This window comes from Salinirubellus litoreus (assembly GCF_037335815.1).
GTDB lineage: Archaea > Halobacteriota > Halobacteria > Halobacteriales > Haloarculaceae > Salinirubellus > Salinirubellus litoreus.
Genome location: NZ_CP147842.1, coordinates 232667 through 247629, shown reverse-complemented (window position 1 = coordinate 247629; position 14963 = coordinate 232667). Strand labels below are relative to the sequence as shown.

At 59.2% G+C, this 14963-nt stretch carries 18 protein-coding genes and 1 pseudogene; 9 read left to right on the top strand and 10 right to left on the bottom strand.

The annotated features are described in order from the left end of the window. Positions 1-21: 21 nt before the first annotated feature. Genes trxA through WDJ58_RS24115 form a run of 3 tightly spaced genes read left to right on the top strand, consistent with a single transcriptional unit; the run spans position 22 to position 1817 of the window. On the top strand, positions 22-381 hold the full coding sequence (gene trxA / locus WDJ58_RS24125; RefSeq protein WP_338918156.1) for a thioredoxin: 360 nt from the start codon (positions 22-24) through the stop codon (positions 379-381). Further along, positions 382-1422, top strand: coding sequence for an NAD(P)/FAD-dependent oxidoreductase (locus WDJ58_RS24120; RefSeq protein ID WP_338918155.1), 1041 nt, complete (start codon positions 382-384; stop codon positions 1420-1422). Beyond that, positions 1422-1817 carry a hypothetical protein gene (locus WDJ58_RS24115; RefSeq protein WP_338918153.1) on the top strand — a complete coding sequence of 132 codons (396 nt, stop codon included), beginning with the start codon at positions 1422-1424 and terminating at the stop codon, positions 1815-1817. Before WDJ58_RS24120 ends, WDJ58_RS24115 begins: the two co-directional genes overlap by 1 nt. A 218-nt stretch (positions 1818-2035) precedes the next feature. Here WDJ58_RS24115 and WDJ58_RS24110 read toward each other — a convergent pair whose 3' ends face one another. The 5 genes from WDJ58_RS24110 to WDJ58_RS24090 form a co-directional block, all read right to left on the bottom strand. After that, the gene (locus WDJ58_RS24110) at positions 2036-2479 is read right to left on the bottom strand and encodes a hypothetical protein (protein WP_338918151.1); all 444 of its coding nucleotides are present in this window, start codon (positions 2477-2479) and stop codon (positions 2036-2038) included. Positions 2480-2485: 6 nt separating this feature from the next. Beyond that, entirely contained in the window at positions 2486-3010 is a 525-nt protein-coding gene (locus tag WDJ58_RS24105; RefSeq protein WP_338918150.1) for a DUF7342 family protein, read from the bottom strand. A 347-nt stretch (positions 3011-3357) separates the two neighbouring features. Then, entirely contained in the window at positions 3358-5034 is a 1677-nt protein-coding gene (locus WDJ58_RS24100; RefSeq protein ID WP_338918149.1) for a transposase, read from the bottom strand. Between the two features lie 101 nt (positions 5035-5135). Continuing rightward, positions 5136-6191: an NAD(P)-dependent alcohol dehydrogenase gene (locus tag WDJ58_RS24095; RefSeq protein WP_338918148.1), complete on the bottom strand. Its 1056-nt coding sequence runs from the start codon at positions 6189-6191 to the stop codon at positions 5136-5138. Beyond that, positions 6191-6952, bottom strand: a complete 762-nt coding sequence (locus WDJ58_RS24090) for a DUF4386 domain-containing protein (RefSeq protein ID WP_338918147.1) — start codon at positions 6950-6952, stop codon at positions 6191-6193. The genes WDJ58_RS24095 and WDJ58_RS24090 overlap by 1 nt, the downstream gene beginning before the upstream one ends. A 258-nt stretch (positions 6953-7210) precedes the next feature. On the opposite strand from WDJ58_RS24090, the gene WDJ58_RS26470 reads away from it, so the two are divergent. Then, the gene (locus tag WDJ58_RS26470; RefSeq protein WP_380661986.1) at positions 7211-7567 is read left to right on the top strand and encodes a LiaF transmembrane domain-containing protein; all 357 of its coding nucleotides are present in this window, start codon (positions 7211-7213) and stop codon (positions 7565-7567) included. On the opposite strand, the gene WDJ58_RS24085 is transcribed toward WDJ58_RS26470, so the two are convergent. The 5 genes from WDJ58_RS24085 to WDJ58_RS24065 all read right to left on the bottom strand — a co-directional run bounded on the left by WDJ58_RS24085 (position 7506) and on the right by WDJ58_RS24065 (position 10807). Next, a complete protein-coding gene (locus WDJ58_RS24085) occupies positions 7506-7988 on the bottom strand; it encodes an ester cyclase (protein WP_338918146.1) in 483 nt (160 codons plus the stop codon). The two genes, WDJ58_RS26470 and WDJ58_RS24085, sit on opposite strands and share 62 nt — an antisense overlap. 194 nt (positions 7989-8182) lie before the next feature. After that, positions 8183-8767 (bottom strand): YdeI/OmpD-associated family protein, encoded by a 585-nt coding sequence (locus tag WDJ58_RS24080; protein WP_338918145.1) that lies wholly within the window; start codon positions 8765-8767, stop codon positions 8183-8185. 184 nt (positions 8768-8951) lie between these two features. Next, positions 8952-9119: a hypothetical protein gene (locus tag WDJ58_RS24075; protein WP_338918144.1), complete on the bottom strand. Its 168-nt coding sequence runs from the start codon at positions 9117-9119 to the stop codon at positions 8952-8954. 202 nt (positions 9120-9321) lie between these two features. Then, positions 9322-10005 carry a hypothetical protein gene (locus tag WDJ58_RS24070; protein WP_338918143.1) on the bottom strand — a complete coding sequence of 228 codons (684 nt, stop codon included), beginning with the start codon at positions 10003-10005 and terminating at the stop codon, positions 9322-9324. 223 nt (positions 10006-10228) lie between these two features. Continuing rightward, on the bottom strand, positions 10229-10807 hold the full coding sequence (locus WDJ58_RS24065; RefSeq protein WP_338918141.1) for a cupin domain-containing protein: 579 nt from the start codon (positions 10805-10807) through the stop codon (positions 10229-10231). 296 nt (positions 10808-11103) lie between these two features. On the opposite strand from WDJ58_RS24065, the gene WDJ58_RS24060 reads away from it, so the two are divergent. From WDJ58_RS24060 to WDJ58_RS24040, 5 genes and pseudogenes are all read left to right on the top strand, one after another. Further along, positions 11104-11673, top strand: a complete 570-nt coding sequence (locus WDJ58_RS24060) for a flavodoxin domain-containing protein (protein ID WP_338918140.1) — start codon at positions 11104-11106, stop codon at positions 11671-11673. Positions 11674-11814: 141 nt separating this feature from the next. Beyond that, a pseudogene (locus tag WDJ58_RS24055) lies at positions 11815-11934 on the top strand (IS5/IS1182 family transposase); the annotation flags it as partial. A 120-nt stretch (positions 11935-12054) separates the two neighbouring features. Then, positions 12055-12411, top strand: coding sequence for a hypothetical protein (locus WDJ58_RS24050; protein WP_338918139.1), 357 nt, complete (start codon positions 12055-12057; stop codon positions 12409-12411). Positions 12412-13541: 1130 nt separating this feature from the next. Beyond that, positions 13542-14399 (top strand): ParA family protein, encoded by an 858-nt coding sequence (locus WDJ58_RS24045; protein ID WP_338918138.1) that lies wholly within the window; start codon positions 13542-13544, stop codon positions 14397-14399. Continuing rightward, positions 14399-14845 carry a hypothetical protein gene (locus tag WDJ58_RS24040; RefSeq protein ID WP_338918137.1) on the top strand — a complete coding sequence of 149 codons (447 nt, stop codon included), beginning with the start codon at positions 14399-14401 and terminating at the stop codon, positions 14843-14845. The genes WDJ58_RS24045 and WDJ58_RS24040 overlap by 1 nt, the downstream gene beginning before the upstream one ends. The last annotated feature ends 118 nt before the right edge of the window (positions 14846-14963 follow it).

The window sequence follows — 14963 nt, the reverse complement described above, 5'->3', positions numbered from 1 at the left end:
GCTGGTGCATACGTACTGGTGATGGCAACTGATACTGCATCCGACGTTGGCACCGCGTCCACGAACGAACCGCTTCACGTCGACGGGCAGTCCCACCTCGACGACATCGTCGAAGAGAACGACGTTGTTCTCACGGACTTCTACGCCGACTGGTGTGGGCCGTGCCAGATGCTCGAACCGATCGTCGAGAAGTTGGCTGCCGAGACCGACGCGACCGTCGCCAAAGTCGACGTCGACGCCAACCAGGGGCTCGCTGCTGCCTACGGCGTCCAGGGCGTCCCGACGCTCGTCCTGTTCGCCGACGGTGAGCAGGTCGAAGAGGTCGTCGGGGTGCGGGGCGAAGAGCAGCTGCGCTCCTTGATCGGGAGGTACACCGAGTAAATGACCGAGGAGATCCGCAAGCTCGTCATCGCCGGCTCGGGAGTCGCCGGGCTCTCGGCGGCGGTCTACGCCGCGCGGGCCGACCTCGACCCGCTCGTGCTGGAGGGCGACGAACCGGGCGGTCAGCTCACGCTCACGACCGACGTCGAGAACTATCTCGGGTTCCCCGAGGGTGTCGGCGGGATGGAGCTGATTCTGCGCGGCAAGGAGCAGGCCGAGCAGTTCGGCGCCGAGTTCCAGCATGGCAGCATCGAGGCGGCCGGCTTGAACGGCCAGCCGCTGGAGCTATCGCTGTCGACCGGGGACACTGTCTACACGTGGGCATTGATCGTCGCGACCGGCGCGAGCGCCCGCTGGGTCGACGCTGAGAATGAGGACGAACTGATGGGCCACGGGCTGTCGACGTGTGCGACCTGTGACGGTGCGTTCCACCGCGGCGACGACGTCCTCATCGCCGGCGGCGGCGACAGTGCCATGGAGGAAGCGGTGTTCCTCGCGAAGTTCGCCGACAACGTGACGGTCGTCCACCGCCGCGAGGAGCTCCGCGCCTCGAAGATCACGGCCGACCGTGCCCGCGAACACGACGATACCGAGTTCGCCCGGAACACGGAACTCGTCACTATCCAGGGTTCACAGGAGGACGGCGTGACCGGTGCGACGCTCGTCTCCCACCCGAACGGGTACCCGAGGGAGAAGTACGAGGCTGGCGGGGATGTCGCAACTGAAGACTTCGGTGTTGGGGGTGTGTTCTATGCCGTGGGTCACGAGCCCAACACCGACTTCCTCCGGGAGACGCCCGTCGACCTTGACAAAGACGGCTACGTACAAACTGCAGACACCGGGGACGCGTGGGCGACGACGGCGACGGCGACCGATGGTGTCTTCGCGGCCGGTGACGTCATGGACCGCGAGTACCAGCAGGCGGTCACCGCCGCGGGAACGGGCAGTATGGCCGCCTTGGACGTCGAAGACTGGCTCGAATCGGCAGCCGAGGTAGCTACCGATAGCACCGAGCCCATCGCCACGGAGGCAGACGACTAATGAACAGAACCGACCGACGAACCGTCAATACGACTGACCCGAGTACCGTTGAGAATCAGGCGGATCGAGTCTGCGTCTCCTTCCGGCCGCCGGAGACCGATCCGGATGACACCGATGACTGGTGGGTCGCCGACAACGAGTGGCTACAGGAAAACATGACGGAACACACGTACCGCCAATACCTCCGACGGGCACACGCCGGGCAGGTTTCCATCGGCGATGAGTGGGACGAGTTCGTCAATTGCGGTTGTGCGAGCCCTGAGGACGTCACCCTCCGTGTAGAAGAAATCGATGGTGGGACTGCCATCGGGTCAGAGACGACGATCGACGTGGTCTCACGGAAAACTGTCGTCGAAAACGAACCCTCTGCCTCGCCGGCTGGCAACGAGCAGTAGCTTAACGTTGGCCTTCGGCTGTTTGGATAACCCCAGCAACTAGAATTGCTACGAAGCCGATTCCAAATAGTAGTCGTAGATTCATTGAGATGATTTCCTATCATGGTATTGCCAAATTCCACTTTTAAAACGTAGGTGCGTAGAACTCCGCGTTAAATGCAGATGCACATTTCGTGTCGTTCGCAACTACACTCGATGCTTCAAGTCAAGCACCTAAGTTAGTCTTCGCCGCCTAGCATCGGAATCCTCTCCTTAAACAGTCGATCGAGGGCGATCCAGAGAATCTCTGTTGGGATCGTCTTCTCAAACTGAGCACGTTCGTGGTTTCGTTCTCCTATTTCTGGGTTATGGTATTGGAAGTGAACCGGTCCGAGATCAGGGTGGTCATCGTCCCGATGCCAGCCACAATTGAATCCCGAGTTCGGGTCGGCATAGTGAATTCGATAATACGGGTCATCGCCGACGAACCGCCACTCGACATCGAGTGTCGGTGATTCCGGGCCGGTTGTCGGCACGACCCGACTGGGGTCAATCTGCGCTCGAAGGAACTGCTTGACGATGCTGTCCGGTTCGTACGTGACAGTCGTGACGAACGGGTGTCGCTGGAGGACATCTTTCAGCCCCTCGTAGACCGAGCTATCGGTCGTTCCCGGGAGACCCATCAGTTGCTATACGGAAATCGTATCTCGCTCGGTCGCCCAGTCGTACTCGTTGAGTGCAGCTCGGACGACCGGAATACGATCGTCGAGATGCTCCCACTCACTGGCGACTTCACGCCGTTTTTCGATCTCGTCAGTAGTATCGAGGTCCGCGATGCTCGCTCTGAGCTCACCCGGCGTCTCGACATCGTAGGTCTCTTTCCAGCCCGAAATCCGGGTACGCATCGACTCCAGCGTAGCGGTGAGTTCCTCGCGGTCGTGTTCGCGTTGGAGGGTGGCGACCTCACGATAGGTCGCCATAAGCTGGTCTATACAGTAGAGCAGCTGGTCGCCCTGTTCGACCGTCCGGAGGACGTTGTCCTCGACGAGCTGGTCGAGATACTTCTGTGCCGTCTTTACCGACACTTCCGTCTCCTCGGCGATTTGAGAGGCAGAACGGGGCGTCCGGAGCGTCCGTGCAGCGGCGCGTACCCGCTCTCCACGCGTCATCGACGCACGAACACGGTCGTCTTCCTGGTTCGAGTCGCCGGACATACCTGCAGCAAGGCTCTGTAGGAACATATATCCATCGTACTGGATATATGGTGTCCATCGATTTTTCTCCAGTGGCGAAGACATCAGGAACAACCCTCAGGGGGCAGTCGATGTCGAGCCTGCACCGATCGCTTGGTTCTCGTCGATTGAGAGGGAAGGGAAGTTGAGACTACAGGGGGTTTAGCAGGGCTGTGATGCGTGAATTTGACCGATTCGGCCAGCGGAAACTGCTCCAGATGGCTTTCCAGGCGGCTATTCCTGTCACACACTCAACTATATGGGCAAATTTTCGAGACTTCCAGCAGCGTAGCCACTCAGCGGCACGCTAACCCGAATAGAGTTCCTCACTACCCGATTCCAGTTTCCTTCTTCAGCAGCGTCAGCGTGTTGTCCGCTGTAATCACCGGTGAGTGCTCATACTCGCCAGTCAACTCGGCTTGGACGAGTAGATCGACAGCCCGCCAGATCGAGTACAGCAGACACGCGAACGCGAAGTAGAAGAACCGCAACCCGAAATCCTTTGACGTGGTGGCAGCCATGAACCGCTTGATCGACCTGTAGCCGCTCTCAATCTCCCACCGATACCCGTACTCCGTGAGGTGACCACTCCCGCCATTCGTCATGAACACCGAATACTGTCGATAGTCGTCGTGCTCGGAGTCCTCTTTCCGACGGTAGATCAGCGTCGTCTCGTGCCATTCGTTCTTCCCGAGATGGAGTTTCCGGTCGGTCTCGTATCGGTCCTGGTCACGCTGGAGCAATCGCTTCGCCTGCGCCTTCTCGCTGGTCTGCATCCGCTTCGGAACGACGTAGGAGAGTCCGCGCTGGCTGATCATCTCCAAGACGTGCTGGCTATCGAACTCCCGGTCCATCAGCACGTTATCGACGTGAACGAGGTCCTCAGCCGAATCCAGCAAATCCTCGACGATTTCCTTGCGTGACTCTCCTCGTCGAACCGGTCGTGCATCAAGCACGAGCGGAACGGCGTTGCCGACTAACTGGACTGTCGCCCACTGATAGGCGTACTCGTCAGTCTTCTCCTTTGTTCCGATGATCTCGTCCTCGTGACCAGTTCTATCGCCGGTGAACTGGTCAGCTTCGGTAATGTCGATCGCGACGATTCCGGCTCGAAAGAACTGCTCTGTCTCCGCAACTTCGCTCAGGAGCCGAGTGATGGCCTGCCGGTACATCGCTCGCACTTGGTCAACCGAGAGGTCGCGGATGTGCTCGCGATGGGCGTGCCCCAGCGGCGTCCGATCCCGAGTCGATTCGTAGACGAAACTGCGAGCCCCTTCCTTCGCAGCCAGCCGTTCGCGAAGTCCGAGATATGTCTGCAGACCCCAGTAGGCGTTCTCGTGGATCTCACAGCCCTCACCCCGATTCAGTGAGAAGGCTGGGAAGACGAATCGACTGACGTGTTCGGTAATCGTGCCAGCTTTGTCGAGGATAAGTTCGTCATCTGGGTCTGGTTCATCTGCGTCATCCTCACGACATGGGAGGGATTGTTCTGGTTCGCGGGGGACAGTGGCACCCGCGTTCTGCGCTTTGATGAGAATTGTTCGGGCCGCTTTCTGGGCCGTCTTACGAAGGTCATCGGTGAAGCGCATATGCCAACTGCGCCAGAGCGTCGACTGGTCAGGTACTCTGTCCAGCTCAAGACGCTCACACAGTTTGGGATGGCTTTCGAGGTACTCGAGGAGTGCTGTCTCGTGCTCCCACCCGTGGAGTTCCTTCAGGACGAACATCCGAAAGAGGGTGTCCATCTCGTAGCGTGTCGAGCGTCCATAGCGGTCGTGCGCATCGAGTCTGAAATACGCCAGCGGGAGTGCACAGGCGAATTCCTCAACAGAGTCATGTGCATCGTGTTTGAACCAAGCCTGTGAGACTGTCCGAATATCTGACGCCAGTCCGTCAGGCGAATCTCGCTCATACAACGGCGTCGCATCGTACACTGGCCAGTTAGCGTGTGGTCGTTGGGCAATCCGTCGAAAGACATCTCGACGAGATTCCTGAGTTGGTGGCATTACCAGTCGCTGGAAACGACATCTCCAATAAGTGAATCGTACCTCTTTGGAACAAAGACAGAAGTGCCGAATCTCAGATTCCCTCCCCGGGGCCGCACAGTTCAGATGGTCTCTTCCGATGTGATTACGACCTTTCCCTTCGCGCGACCGTCCTCGACATATCGGATAGCCTCGGGAACTTCACGCAGTTCGTATCGTCTATCGATAATAGGCGTGAGGTCACCGGATTCAAGCAGCTCTGTCACGAACGCCAGATCCTCACGGTCGGCCGTTAGATTGAAGCCTCCGAATTTTCGGTTGCTAGGCATCGAGAGCACTGGACCGAGGATCAGCGCTCGCAGGAATCGCCCGGTCGGCCCGCCCACCATGACGTACCGTCCCGTCGGGGTGAGCGCACGCCGGTAGGCGCTCATCGAATGGGAGCCCGCCGTATCGAGGATGAGGTCGTACTCCACTCCTGCAGTGGTGACGTCAGTCTCGGTGTAATCGATGACGTGGTCGGCGCCGATCGAGCGGACCAGTTCCATCTTCGCGGTACTACAGACCCCGGTGACTTCGGCTCCGAGATGTTTTGCGATCTGCACTGCGAACGTCCCCACACCGCCGGACGCCCCATTGATCAGGACGTGTTCGCCGGCTTGGAGCCGCCCGGCATCGCGGAGCGCCTGGAGAGCGGCGACGGCCGACGTCGGGACCGCCGCTGCCGCCTCGAACGGGACCGTGGCCGGCTTCGAGACGAGCGCTGTCGCCGGGACGCAGACGTACTCGGCAAAGCCACCGAACCCGTGTTCGGAGAGGTCGGCGATGACCTCGTCGCCCGGCTGGAACGCCGTGACGTTTCGACCGACTGACTCGACCCGTCCCGCGATGTCGACGCCTGGGGTCGGGAACTTCGGACGGCGATAGCCGCCGTAGACGAGCCGGACGAGGAACGGCGTTCCGCGCATGAGGTGCCAGTCACCGGCACCGACAGACGCGGCGACGATCAGAACGAGAGCTTCGTCGTCGGCCGGCGTCGGTCTCTCGACGTCGGTGTACTCGAGTACTTCGGGCCCTCCGTATTCCGATTGGATGACCGCGTGCATGCTGGCCGCGTCGCCGTCGGGCGTGACCGGCGACCGGGACGGTGGGGTGGGCCGCGGCTCCGTTCGTGCCATCAGGCCGCCTCCGCCGTCGCCGGTTGCTGCGTCTTGACTCCTCTCACGACCAGATAGAGCGCAAGGGCCATCTCCCCGACGACGGCCGTCACAAGGACGATCGTCGACGCAATCGGTTCGTAGGCGGGCACGAGCAGGAACGTGAAGCTCTCGGTCAAGTAGCCGAACGCCGCGAGGACGACGAGAACGCCGAGGAGCGCGGGGAACAGTTCGGATCGGTAGAGCAGGTACCCCAGTACGATCAGGTGGAACCCGAAGAAGATCCCGCCGATGAGATAGCCGTACCCGTGAGCGTTCAGCAACAGCAGCGCGAGCGCGTTCAGTTGCTCGGGGCTGAAGACAGTCGTGTACTCCGGACCCGTGAGGAGTTGCAGCGCCATGAACTGGTTGAGCATATTGATGCTCGCGATTGCAGGGTGGGCGATCAGGCGGAGGGTCGCAGCCACCAGTGCAAGGGTCCTGCTCACGGGCCGAAGGAGGACGTACAGCAGGACGGCGACGACGGCATCGGCCGAGAATGCGATCAGGTCGCTCGCGACCCCGAGCCGGAACAGGCCCTCCGAAGCGAGGATATTCGCGGCCGTTGCGGTCGCATCCCCCGGTATGATCAGCGTGGCGCGAACGAACCCCTCGCTGAAGCCAGCGGTGACGAAAATCAGGATGTAGAGCAGTCCCGTGATCCGTGCGATCGTTTTGGTCGATACGGTCCGTTTGCGACGTGGTTGATGCGTCTCGACGGAGTCGGTTGTCGTGGTTGCCATTAGTGTAGCTCCGGTCATCCTGTCTGAACGACTCCGAGTGCGGGAGCGCCGAGGAACAGCGCTCCGGTCACTGGGGACCGTCGGAAAGAATTGGTATGAGAGTAAGGTGTCAGCGGACATAACACTTCCTGAGCGTTCGTAACTGGTGTAATCGATCGTCTCCGCCGTGTTACGATGCCCCTTTTTATCCGGTACCATACCGGCTACAGGTGTCATTAGACCAGTTCCCGCACCAGCCATTTCGGACAAGTAAACGCTATATTTTCGATTGACTTACATACACATATAAGCACTACTTCAACCCGGAGATTCCCGTCCGTCCAGGTACTGTTTGGTGACCTCGTCGTCGTCCTCGGCGTGTCGCTCCTGCTCGATACCACTGTCGTGTTCCCGACGTCTGCTCCGTTACTGTGCGCCCCGTCGCTGTCCGTCGTTGTCGGTGTGTGGGTGTTGTTCCAGAGTCGGCTCCAGAATATCGTCGGGGCGGCCGTCTTTATCACAATCGGGGCGGTCTGGCAGGCCGTCGCACTCGACTTCGCAACCGTCCACCGGATCAGTTCTCTGCCGGCATCTTCGGGGCGAACAGATCCTCCGGGATCACTCCGATCTGCGTGAGCATCGGAATCATGCCGGTCTCCTGCCACGTTTCGGCGATCTTGCCGTCCTCGAAGCGGTTGATTTCGATTCCGGTAATGGTCACCTCTTCATCCGTCGGCTCGATGGACCCCATCTCGCCGACGAACTTTCCGGTCTGGCTCCAGCGGAGGACAACGAACTCCCCCGCCGGGATCAACTGGTCGAGCTCCACAGGACCATCGAAGAATCCGTGCCACATCTCGGCCATCAGTCGGTACCCATCGGGGCCACTAGCCCACTCGGTACCCTGCGGCATCGACCGGTCGTGGAGGACGTAGTCCTTGGCTACGAGTTCGTCGGTCGCCTCGTAGTTGTGGTCCTGCCAGACCTCCTTGAATAGTCGTCGGGCGCTCGTCTCGTTGTTTTCGTTATTACTCATGGTGTTGGTCCACAGTTCCATAGGGGTCCTGAGGGGTTAAACATTAGTATATTGATATTAGAGGAGCTGGAAGGGACAGAGCAGAGCGGTCACTACAGGGCGCGTACTGCACGAACATTCTCGATGAGCAATGCCGTAACTTCGTCGGCGATGGTGACGGGAGAGAACTCGAGAAGCGAGTTTTCTTGAGAACTGTTACCTCTGAAACGGCCACATCACAGCCGTCGCTTGTTGTTTTCGTCGTATGCTCGGAGATCCTGCGCCGCGAGTTCGACTGTTCGTTTGATGCGCTTTTGCTTGGTCTCGTCCGTCTTAGCCTCCTCAACGGCCGTGATGAATGCGTGCTGGTCCGTGTTCGAGCAGTCCTGGAAGTTCTCCCAAGCGGTCTCGTTCTCACGCAGCGCCGCCTCAAGTTCGGCCGGAATTTCGTGATCGTCGCCGAGCCGATAGGCAGCCGCCCACTCGCCCGACTCCTTCGCCGCGTCGACGAGTTCCATTCCGGCCAGGGTCATCTTCCCCGCCTTGATCATCGCTGCGACCCGCTCCTTGTTCGCCTTCGACCACTTGCTGTCGGAGCTTCTAGGCGTAAACCGACGGGTGTACGTCTCGTCGTCGATACCCTTGACCAGACCGTCGATCCATCCGAAGCAGAGCGCTTCCTCAACCGACTCCCCATACCCGATACCAGATCTCTCGGCGTCGGCCTTGTAGTAGCCGACCCACAGATCTTTTTTCGTGTCGTGGTGCCCTTCCAACCAGGTGCGGAACTCGTTACGAGAGTCGAAGAATAGTGGGTCCATGGATCACCAAAGACCCCGCGCGTCTATAACCCTAGTCGGCCTTGTTGAAATCCGCGGTTGTTGATAGTTTGTCGGAGCCGTGTTGAATATCGAGGCTGAGTTCAGCACGTCTTTACTCTTTGATTTGCACTTGAGAAATTGGGTAGATTGAGCGGAGGAATGTACAGATTCGTCGCTTTGCGATTTACGCTTCCTGTTGGTCCCACACGAGACCGAGTGCCGCTCCGAGCGCCATCCCGACCCCGATTCCGAGACCGATATTATCGATGGCCACCCCCACGGCGACACCGAGAGCGAGGCCAACGCCGACGCCAAGCGCAACTCCTTGTCCCGTTGTTTCTGAGTCAGACACGGTGGGAAGAGAGTTCCGTCGAGGGCATAAGCTTACTCTCCCCCACTTTCGTTCGGTGGCGCCAGTCTCCCGTGACCGATACGCGCTGTGAGTTCAGCACGACTGCAGACATCTCACCGAGTTCTGTCAGTATCAGCGTGCGAGAGACAGAGGATTCACTCAGCGCCCCGTCCATGTTCGTCTCACACCACCATCGGTCGCATCACTCCTCACGAAGGGACGCGGACGCCTCACGGCGTCCCGCGCCTAACAGGAGGACGCCGAGCGCGACGAACCAGACAATCTGGGTAAGCCCGAAGATGCCACCGCCGATCTCACCGAGTGCTGGAATCGCCGAGATGATACCTGCAGTCCCGACCACGAGCCCGAAGTAGTTCACCAGTCGGTGGAGCGCCCGCGTCCGTAGCGCCACCACACTCACGAGTAGCGTCCAGAGCCCGCCGATAATCTCGTTACCGCCGCCCAACCCGTCGATGACCGGACTAACTGCCAGCCAGACCGTGGTCGCCTGCGTCGGGTCGGTACTGTAGAGGTCAACGACGACGCCCGTCGCGAGGGTGGCAATCATCCCGCTGGCGATGACGAGGCCGGCCCAGATGAGCCCGAACGCGGTCGTCGCGCGCATCAGCATCGGTGCGTCGGCTTTGAGATGCTCGTGGAGCGCCAGAACGAGCGCCACCAGTACGATACCGAAGACCACGTAGATGAGTAGGTTCATCGCGTACAGACTCGTCTCGTTCGCGACGAACAGTTCGACCTCTTGGAGCGACCCGGTGACACTCGCGAAATCGAGGATGACGAGGAAGTACGCGATACCGGCCACGTAGATGGCCGCCTCGGTGAGCGCGGCCAGTCCGCCGATACGCAGGTAGTTCCACCGACTCACACCGGTCGGCCGCTCAATACTCTCGACTGCTTGGTTAGTAGACGATGCCATTATTATCGCTGATGTTACAATAGCCATCTGAGAAGATAGTCGTGTCGGGGGTTTCTCAACCGCCAGTCAGACTGTCTTCGTCCATGCGGACGGTGCAGGATACGCTCGTCACCGTACTCGACGGTCAGCCAGAGACTGTGTCACTCCCAATTGACCGCGACAGGGGAGCGAACTACGTGAGTGGGTTTCGACCGAGTATCGTCGCAGTGCCGGCGAGCACACCCAGGAGCGGTCGCTGAATCACCCACGGGATTCCTGCGAGACGCACGTCCGAACGGTAATGAGAGAGGACTGCGGACACCGCGAATAGATCCGGTCGGCCCCCTGCCCCGGCCTCATAGAGCGCCCGAGTTGCGGCTTCGAACTCGCCGGGCGGGCGGAGGGTCGTCCGAACGACGAGGGTGTCGTCGTCGCGGTTTCGGATACTGTGGGCCTCTCCGGGTGCGATGGTCAGCGATTCGCCGGGAAGCAGGACGTGAGAGTCACCGCGAACCGTCACGCTGGCCCGCCCCGCCATCACCTTCGAGCGTACCTCCGACTGTGGGTGCAGACGGGCGGGCCCACTGTCTACTCCCGGCGGGAGAACGCCATCCATCATCAAGTACGCCCCCTGTTCATCGACACCGCGTTCGAGGAACGTGATACGTGCTCCCGTCGATAGATCCTCGACTGTGCTTGGATATCTGACTGAATCGTTCTCTGAGGGATCACCTGGTACCATCGACTGATGTTCGTTCGAAAATCGGCTCATCCGGTTCAATAATGCTCCAGCGGTCGTAACCATTCCGTACGTGCTGTTCGCTGGCTGGATGTGTCCTTCCTCCAACGGACCCTCGTCCCGTCGAGTCTATTCCCCGTAGCGGCTCTTCGAGTGTTCCCCCAGTAGTGGCCTAGGAGATACAGAGACCGAAGTGGGCAATGGGATTCACTGTGGAGCTCCGATCCGTGAAGATCAGAATAGTAGCCCAACGGAGAGCGTCAGTGACAAGACGTTCGCTCACGAGGGGCTACAGCTAGTATTTGACTGTTGTCGACGTTACTAGATGCATGGCCCACATCCTTACTGTGTTCGGAACCGGCGAGGGACAGACCGAAAAGATAGCCGACAGCATCACGGAGGAATTCAGAGTCCGTGGCCACAAGGCAACGACGGTAAACGTCGCGGAGATGGATTCCGAACTCGATGTCGACGAGTTCGACGCTGTCTTGATCGGTGCGTCGGTCCACTATGGGAGACAACAGAAGTCGGTGAGACAGTGGGTTAAAACGAACCGCGACGTGCTGGTGCGAACGCCGAACGGGTTCTTTCAAGTCTCCGGTGCGTCCGGGGCGAAAAACGACGAGGGGGTCGCGGAGGCGACGGGATATCTCGACAAGTTTATCGACGCCACGAACTGGCAGCCCGACAGAATCGCCCTCTTTGGCGGCGCGCTCCGCTTCTCAGAGTACGGGTTCCTCAAGCGAGCGCTGCTGAAGTTCATCGTGAGGAACCAGGAATTCGAGACGGACGAGTCGGGAGACGCCGAACTTACCGACTGGGAATCGGTCGTGTCGTTTGCCGGCGAGTTCGCCGTGTTCGTCGAGGAACGACTGGGCGAAGCGGTCGAAGCAGACTGAGTGGTTCATCAACCGTGGAGTTGCGGATTCGAGCGTCCCTAACTCACCTAAGTGAAAGCATCTGTGTGGGAGAGGTTGAACATCACGAGGGTGTCATAGAACGATTACCACACCAAAGAGCAGGGTGAATGCTGAGATGGTATGGCCTCAGCGACCCTGCAAGATGATCCTTCAGTAGAGACGTTCTTCAATGTCGCGGAGACGGAGACGTTAGCGCTGTTTGAGCATCTCTCCTTCGAGTTTCTCGAACTCTTCTATGACACCCTCGGAGTAACACCAATAAGATGTAGAGATCACCGGCGGCACCGATTACATTGATGAGTTCTATAACACCCTCAAACAAGGCAACGTATTAACATACTGGACGCCTTCAACTATCAAATGGACTCTCGCTTCTCGACGTTCGTCAATAGGTACGTTCTCATAATCTTCGTCGTGCAGATCCTGGGGTGGGTCGTGATCGCGGCGATGATCGATCCCTCCCCTAGACCAGCCATCGCATGGGTTCGGACGCTTCCCGAGTTCGTTCAGCTTCTGTTACTCCCGCTGGGCATCCTCTCGATTCCTGCAATCGGTATCTCCCTCGGTGTCGAGTGGGCGCTCTCACTTGTGGGGGTTTCGCCGGAATCGATCCCTGCGATTCTAAACGCTCGCGGCGACGTACTGGTGTTCGCAAGCGCATATGCTCTCGCAGTTATCGGTGCCTGGGGGATTACTCGGATCGCAGGTTCCAAGTAACGGCCCCACCCTCTCACAGGAGACTGCGGGGGCTCCTAGTCCTACTTCCGCGGTTTAGCAGATCGGCGTTATGAGCTTGTTTCCGCGAGTTACAGAGGGAGTCTCTCCGCCGCGTCTGTGCCGTATCAGCGGTGGGAGGTTCTCATGTCAGCTCCACGGTGAAGCGTATCCCATCGATGATGCCTTTCCAGATCGACCATCAAAACCGGCGGAGTGCACCACCTCTCGGGGGAATCGTGCTACACGTTCAGATTAAACCGCGGAAGTAGGAATATGCATTGAGCGCACCGGTCTCAACTTCAGGAGGGAATGAGTCGTATCGTCGTATGTGGTTTATGAACTCTCGAGATGTTCTCCCCAAACTTGCGAGCGCCGTCACGACCTTCCTACTGGTCGGCGCTGCGACCATCGAGATACTCAGTACGTGGTACGGTGAAAGTCTCGGCATTGGGATTCTTGCCGGCGGCGTGGGTGTCATCACGCCCCTGTTCGTCGGTGCCGTCGTCACGTTCACCGCCGGACGACTCTCCGGCCTGCGAGCAGCGGCCCTCGTGGCGGTCGGGGCATTCGGCGTCGCATTCCTCGCGATTGCTGGCCTGAGCTACGTGAACGTCCCTGGTGCCGACGAAGTGTTTACGTTCCCCCGTTCATCTCACGGTCTGTCTCGTGGTCGCGATCGTGGCCACCGTACTCGCCAGCCGTGGACGTGTGCCTCCGATCAGGATAAGTCCATGAGAGCGTCGGAGTTAACGCGAACAGGCAGCTTACGTAGCGGTCCGTCTGTCCCAGCCACCAGAGAGTGATAATAGTCGGTATAGGTGTAAACTATAGGTATAAGCGATAGGTGAATCGTACATTCGTACTCGTTCTTGACTGCCAGACCCACTGAAACGCCTGAATTCCGGAGATTCGGGAGATAGAAGCATGAAGGCCATAGAGTGATTGTGGGCGAAATACCCCCGAGATCTATTCTCAAATACAAACTCTGGCTGGAGACTACAAGCAAACGGTATAGTTGGATAATATAGTTAGAGTGTATAGCCACACCGTATAGCTACAAACTATAGCTGGCTGCTATCGCTATAACGTCTGACTTAGATTTATATTCACAGATTCAGAGTATCGGGCATATGCTGACCTATACACCGGTATCGGAGGCGGGGGGCGTCGGAAAGACCACGACCGCGGCGACGCTCGCAGTCAGTCACGCCCGGGCCGGGCACGACGTCCTCGCGATCGACATGGACACCCAGAACGGTAGTCTCACCTACCTGTTCGGGCCCGAGTACGATCGTGGAGACACCCAGATCGACAACCTCGTCCGGCACCTCGTCGGCCGGCCGAAGGGGAGCTTTCAGGACCTCGCACACGAGGTCGAACACGGTGTCGACCTCATTCCATCGCACAACATGCTCGAGGACCTCCACGAGTTCCTCCTGAACGAAAAAAATCAGGCGGAGAAGCTCGGGGAGTCCTACAGCATGTATCACCAGCTCCACCGGGTACTCCGTGAGACGAACGTCCGCGATGAGTACGACGTCGTCATCGTCGATTCGGCCGGGAAGGCCGGCCCGATCCTCTACAACGCGCTTGTGGCCGTCAGGAACGTCGTCATCCCGTTCGAGGCGACCGCCAAGGGCCAGGAGTCGATCGAGGGGCTCGACGACCTCGTGGAGGGTCTCGAGTCGAGTATCGGCGTCGACGTTGGCGTGCTCGCGGTGGTCCCGATCGGGTACAAGAACACCCGCGACCAGCGGGAGATCCTTGGAGAACTGCGAGAGAGCGGCTTCTCCGTTCCGGTCGTCATCGGCGAGCGAGGCTCGATGATGGAGGGCTGCTGGAAACAGCAGTGCAGTCCGTACACGTACGTCGAGCAGTACCGTGACCGAAAGCGCGACTACGAGCTCGATACACTCGATCAGTTCGACGACCTAGCCCGCCATCTCGAACGCGAAGCGGGCCTCGAAACCCCCGAGGTGATGGCCTGATGGGACTTAAATCCGGCTCACGTGACGCTGGCCTTGACGACGAGGAAGAGACCGTCGAAGAGGCGAATCGACCGAGCTCATCTGAGACCGAATCTGAGGACGCACCAAAGGCGAGCGACACATCCGAGACGGGTGACGCACCTACGCCAGAGGAATCATCCACGACCACGTTGACGCAGACCGAGTCACAGCGACCGACGATGCAATCGATCCCGTACAAGCTCCGTCGGGACCGGGTGAACGAAGGACGCGAACAGGTACCGTTCTTCCTCCGGGAGGACGTTATCGACGCCGAGGACGGACTGCAGAACAATCTTGAGGAGATGCTCGGTGAGGACGTTTACAAGTCCGACTACCGTGAGGCGGCGATGATCGTCGCCCAGCGCAACCCCGAACTCGTCGCCGAAGTCCTCCGAGAGTGGGGCTACGACCTCGATACGATGTGACGTTGGTCTGAAATCGTTAGTCTCACCCTATACAGGCGGCAGGCAAAGAATGGCAACGGTCATTTTCCCCTGACGTAACCGATATTCTCCCAGACACCGTGTAGTCCGACGGTGACTC

Coding starts and splice junctions, on each gene's coding strand:
- WDJ58_RS24110 (WP_338918151.1), bottom strand. CDS start 2,479: ATGGGTCTCCCGGGAACGACCGATAGCTCGGTCTACGAGGGGCTGAAA.
- WDJ58_RS24045 (WP_338918138.1), top strand. CDS start 13,542: ATGCTGACCTATACACCGGTATCGGAGGCGGGGGGCGTCGGAAAGACC.
- WDJ58_RS24095 (WP_338918148.1), bottom strand. CDS start 6,191: ATGGCACGAACGGAGCCGCGGCCCACCCCACCGTCCCGGTCGCCGGTC.
- WDJ58_RS24080 (WP_338918145.1), bottom strand. CDS start 8,767: ATGGACCCACTATTCTTCGACTCTCGTAACGAGTTCCGCACCTGGTTG.
- WDJ58_RS24100 (WP_338918149.1), bottom strand. CDS start 5,034: ATGCCACCAACTCAGGAATCTCGTCGAGATGTCTTTCGACGGATTGCC.
- trxA (WP_338918156.1), top strand. CDS start 22: ATGGCAACTGATACTGCATCCGACGTTGGCACCGCGTCCACGAACGAA.
- WDJ58_RS24090 (WP_338918147.1), bottom strand. CDS start 6,952: ATGGCAACCACGACAACCGACTCCGTCGAGACGCATCAACCACGTCGC.
- WDJ58_RS24105 (WP_338918150.1), bottom strand. CDS start 3,010: ATGTCCGGCGACTCGAACCAGGAAGACGACCGTGTTCGTGCGTCGATG.
- WDJ58_RS24115 (WP_338918153.1), top strand. CDS start 1,422: ATGAACAGAACCGACCGACGAACCGTCAATACGACTGACCCGAGTACC.
- WDJ58_RS24120 (WP_338918155.1), top strand. CDS start 382: ATGACCGAGGAGATCCGCAAGCTCGTCATCGCCGGCTCGGGAGTCGCC.
- WDJ58_RS24065 (WP_338918141.1), bottom strand. CDS start 10,807: ATGAGCCGATTTTCGAACGAACATCAGTCGATGGTACCAGGTGATCCC.
- WDJ58_RS24040 (WP_338918137.1), top strand. CDS start 14,399: ATGGGACTTAAATCCGGCTCACGTGACGCTGGCCTTGACGACGAGGAA.
- WDJ58_RS24050 (WP_338918139.1), top strand. CDS start 12,055: ATGGACTCTCGCTTCTCGACGTTCGTCAATAGGTACGTTCTCATAATC.
- WDJ58_RS24085 (WP_338918146.1), bottom strand. CDS start 7,988: ATGGAACTGTGGACCAACACCATGAGTAATAACGAAAACAACGAGACG.
- WDJ58_RS24060 (WP_338918140.1), top strand. CDS start 11,104: ATGGCCCACATCCTTACTGTGTTCGGAACCGGCGAGGGACAGACCGAA.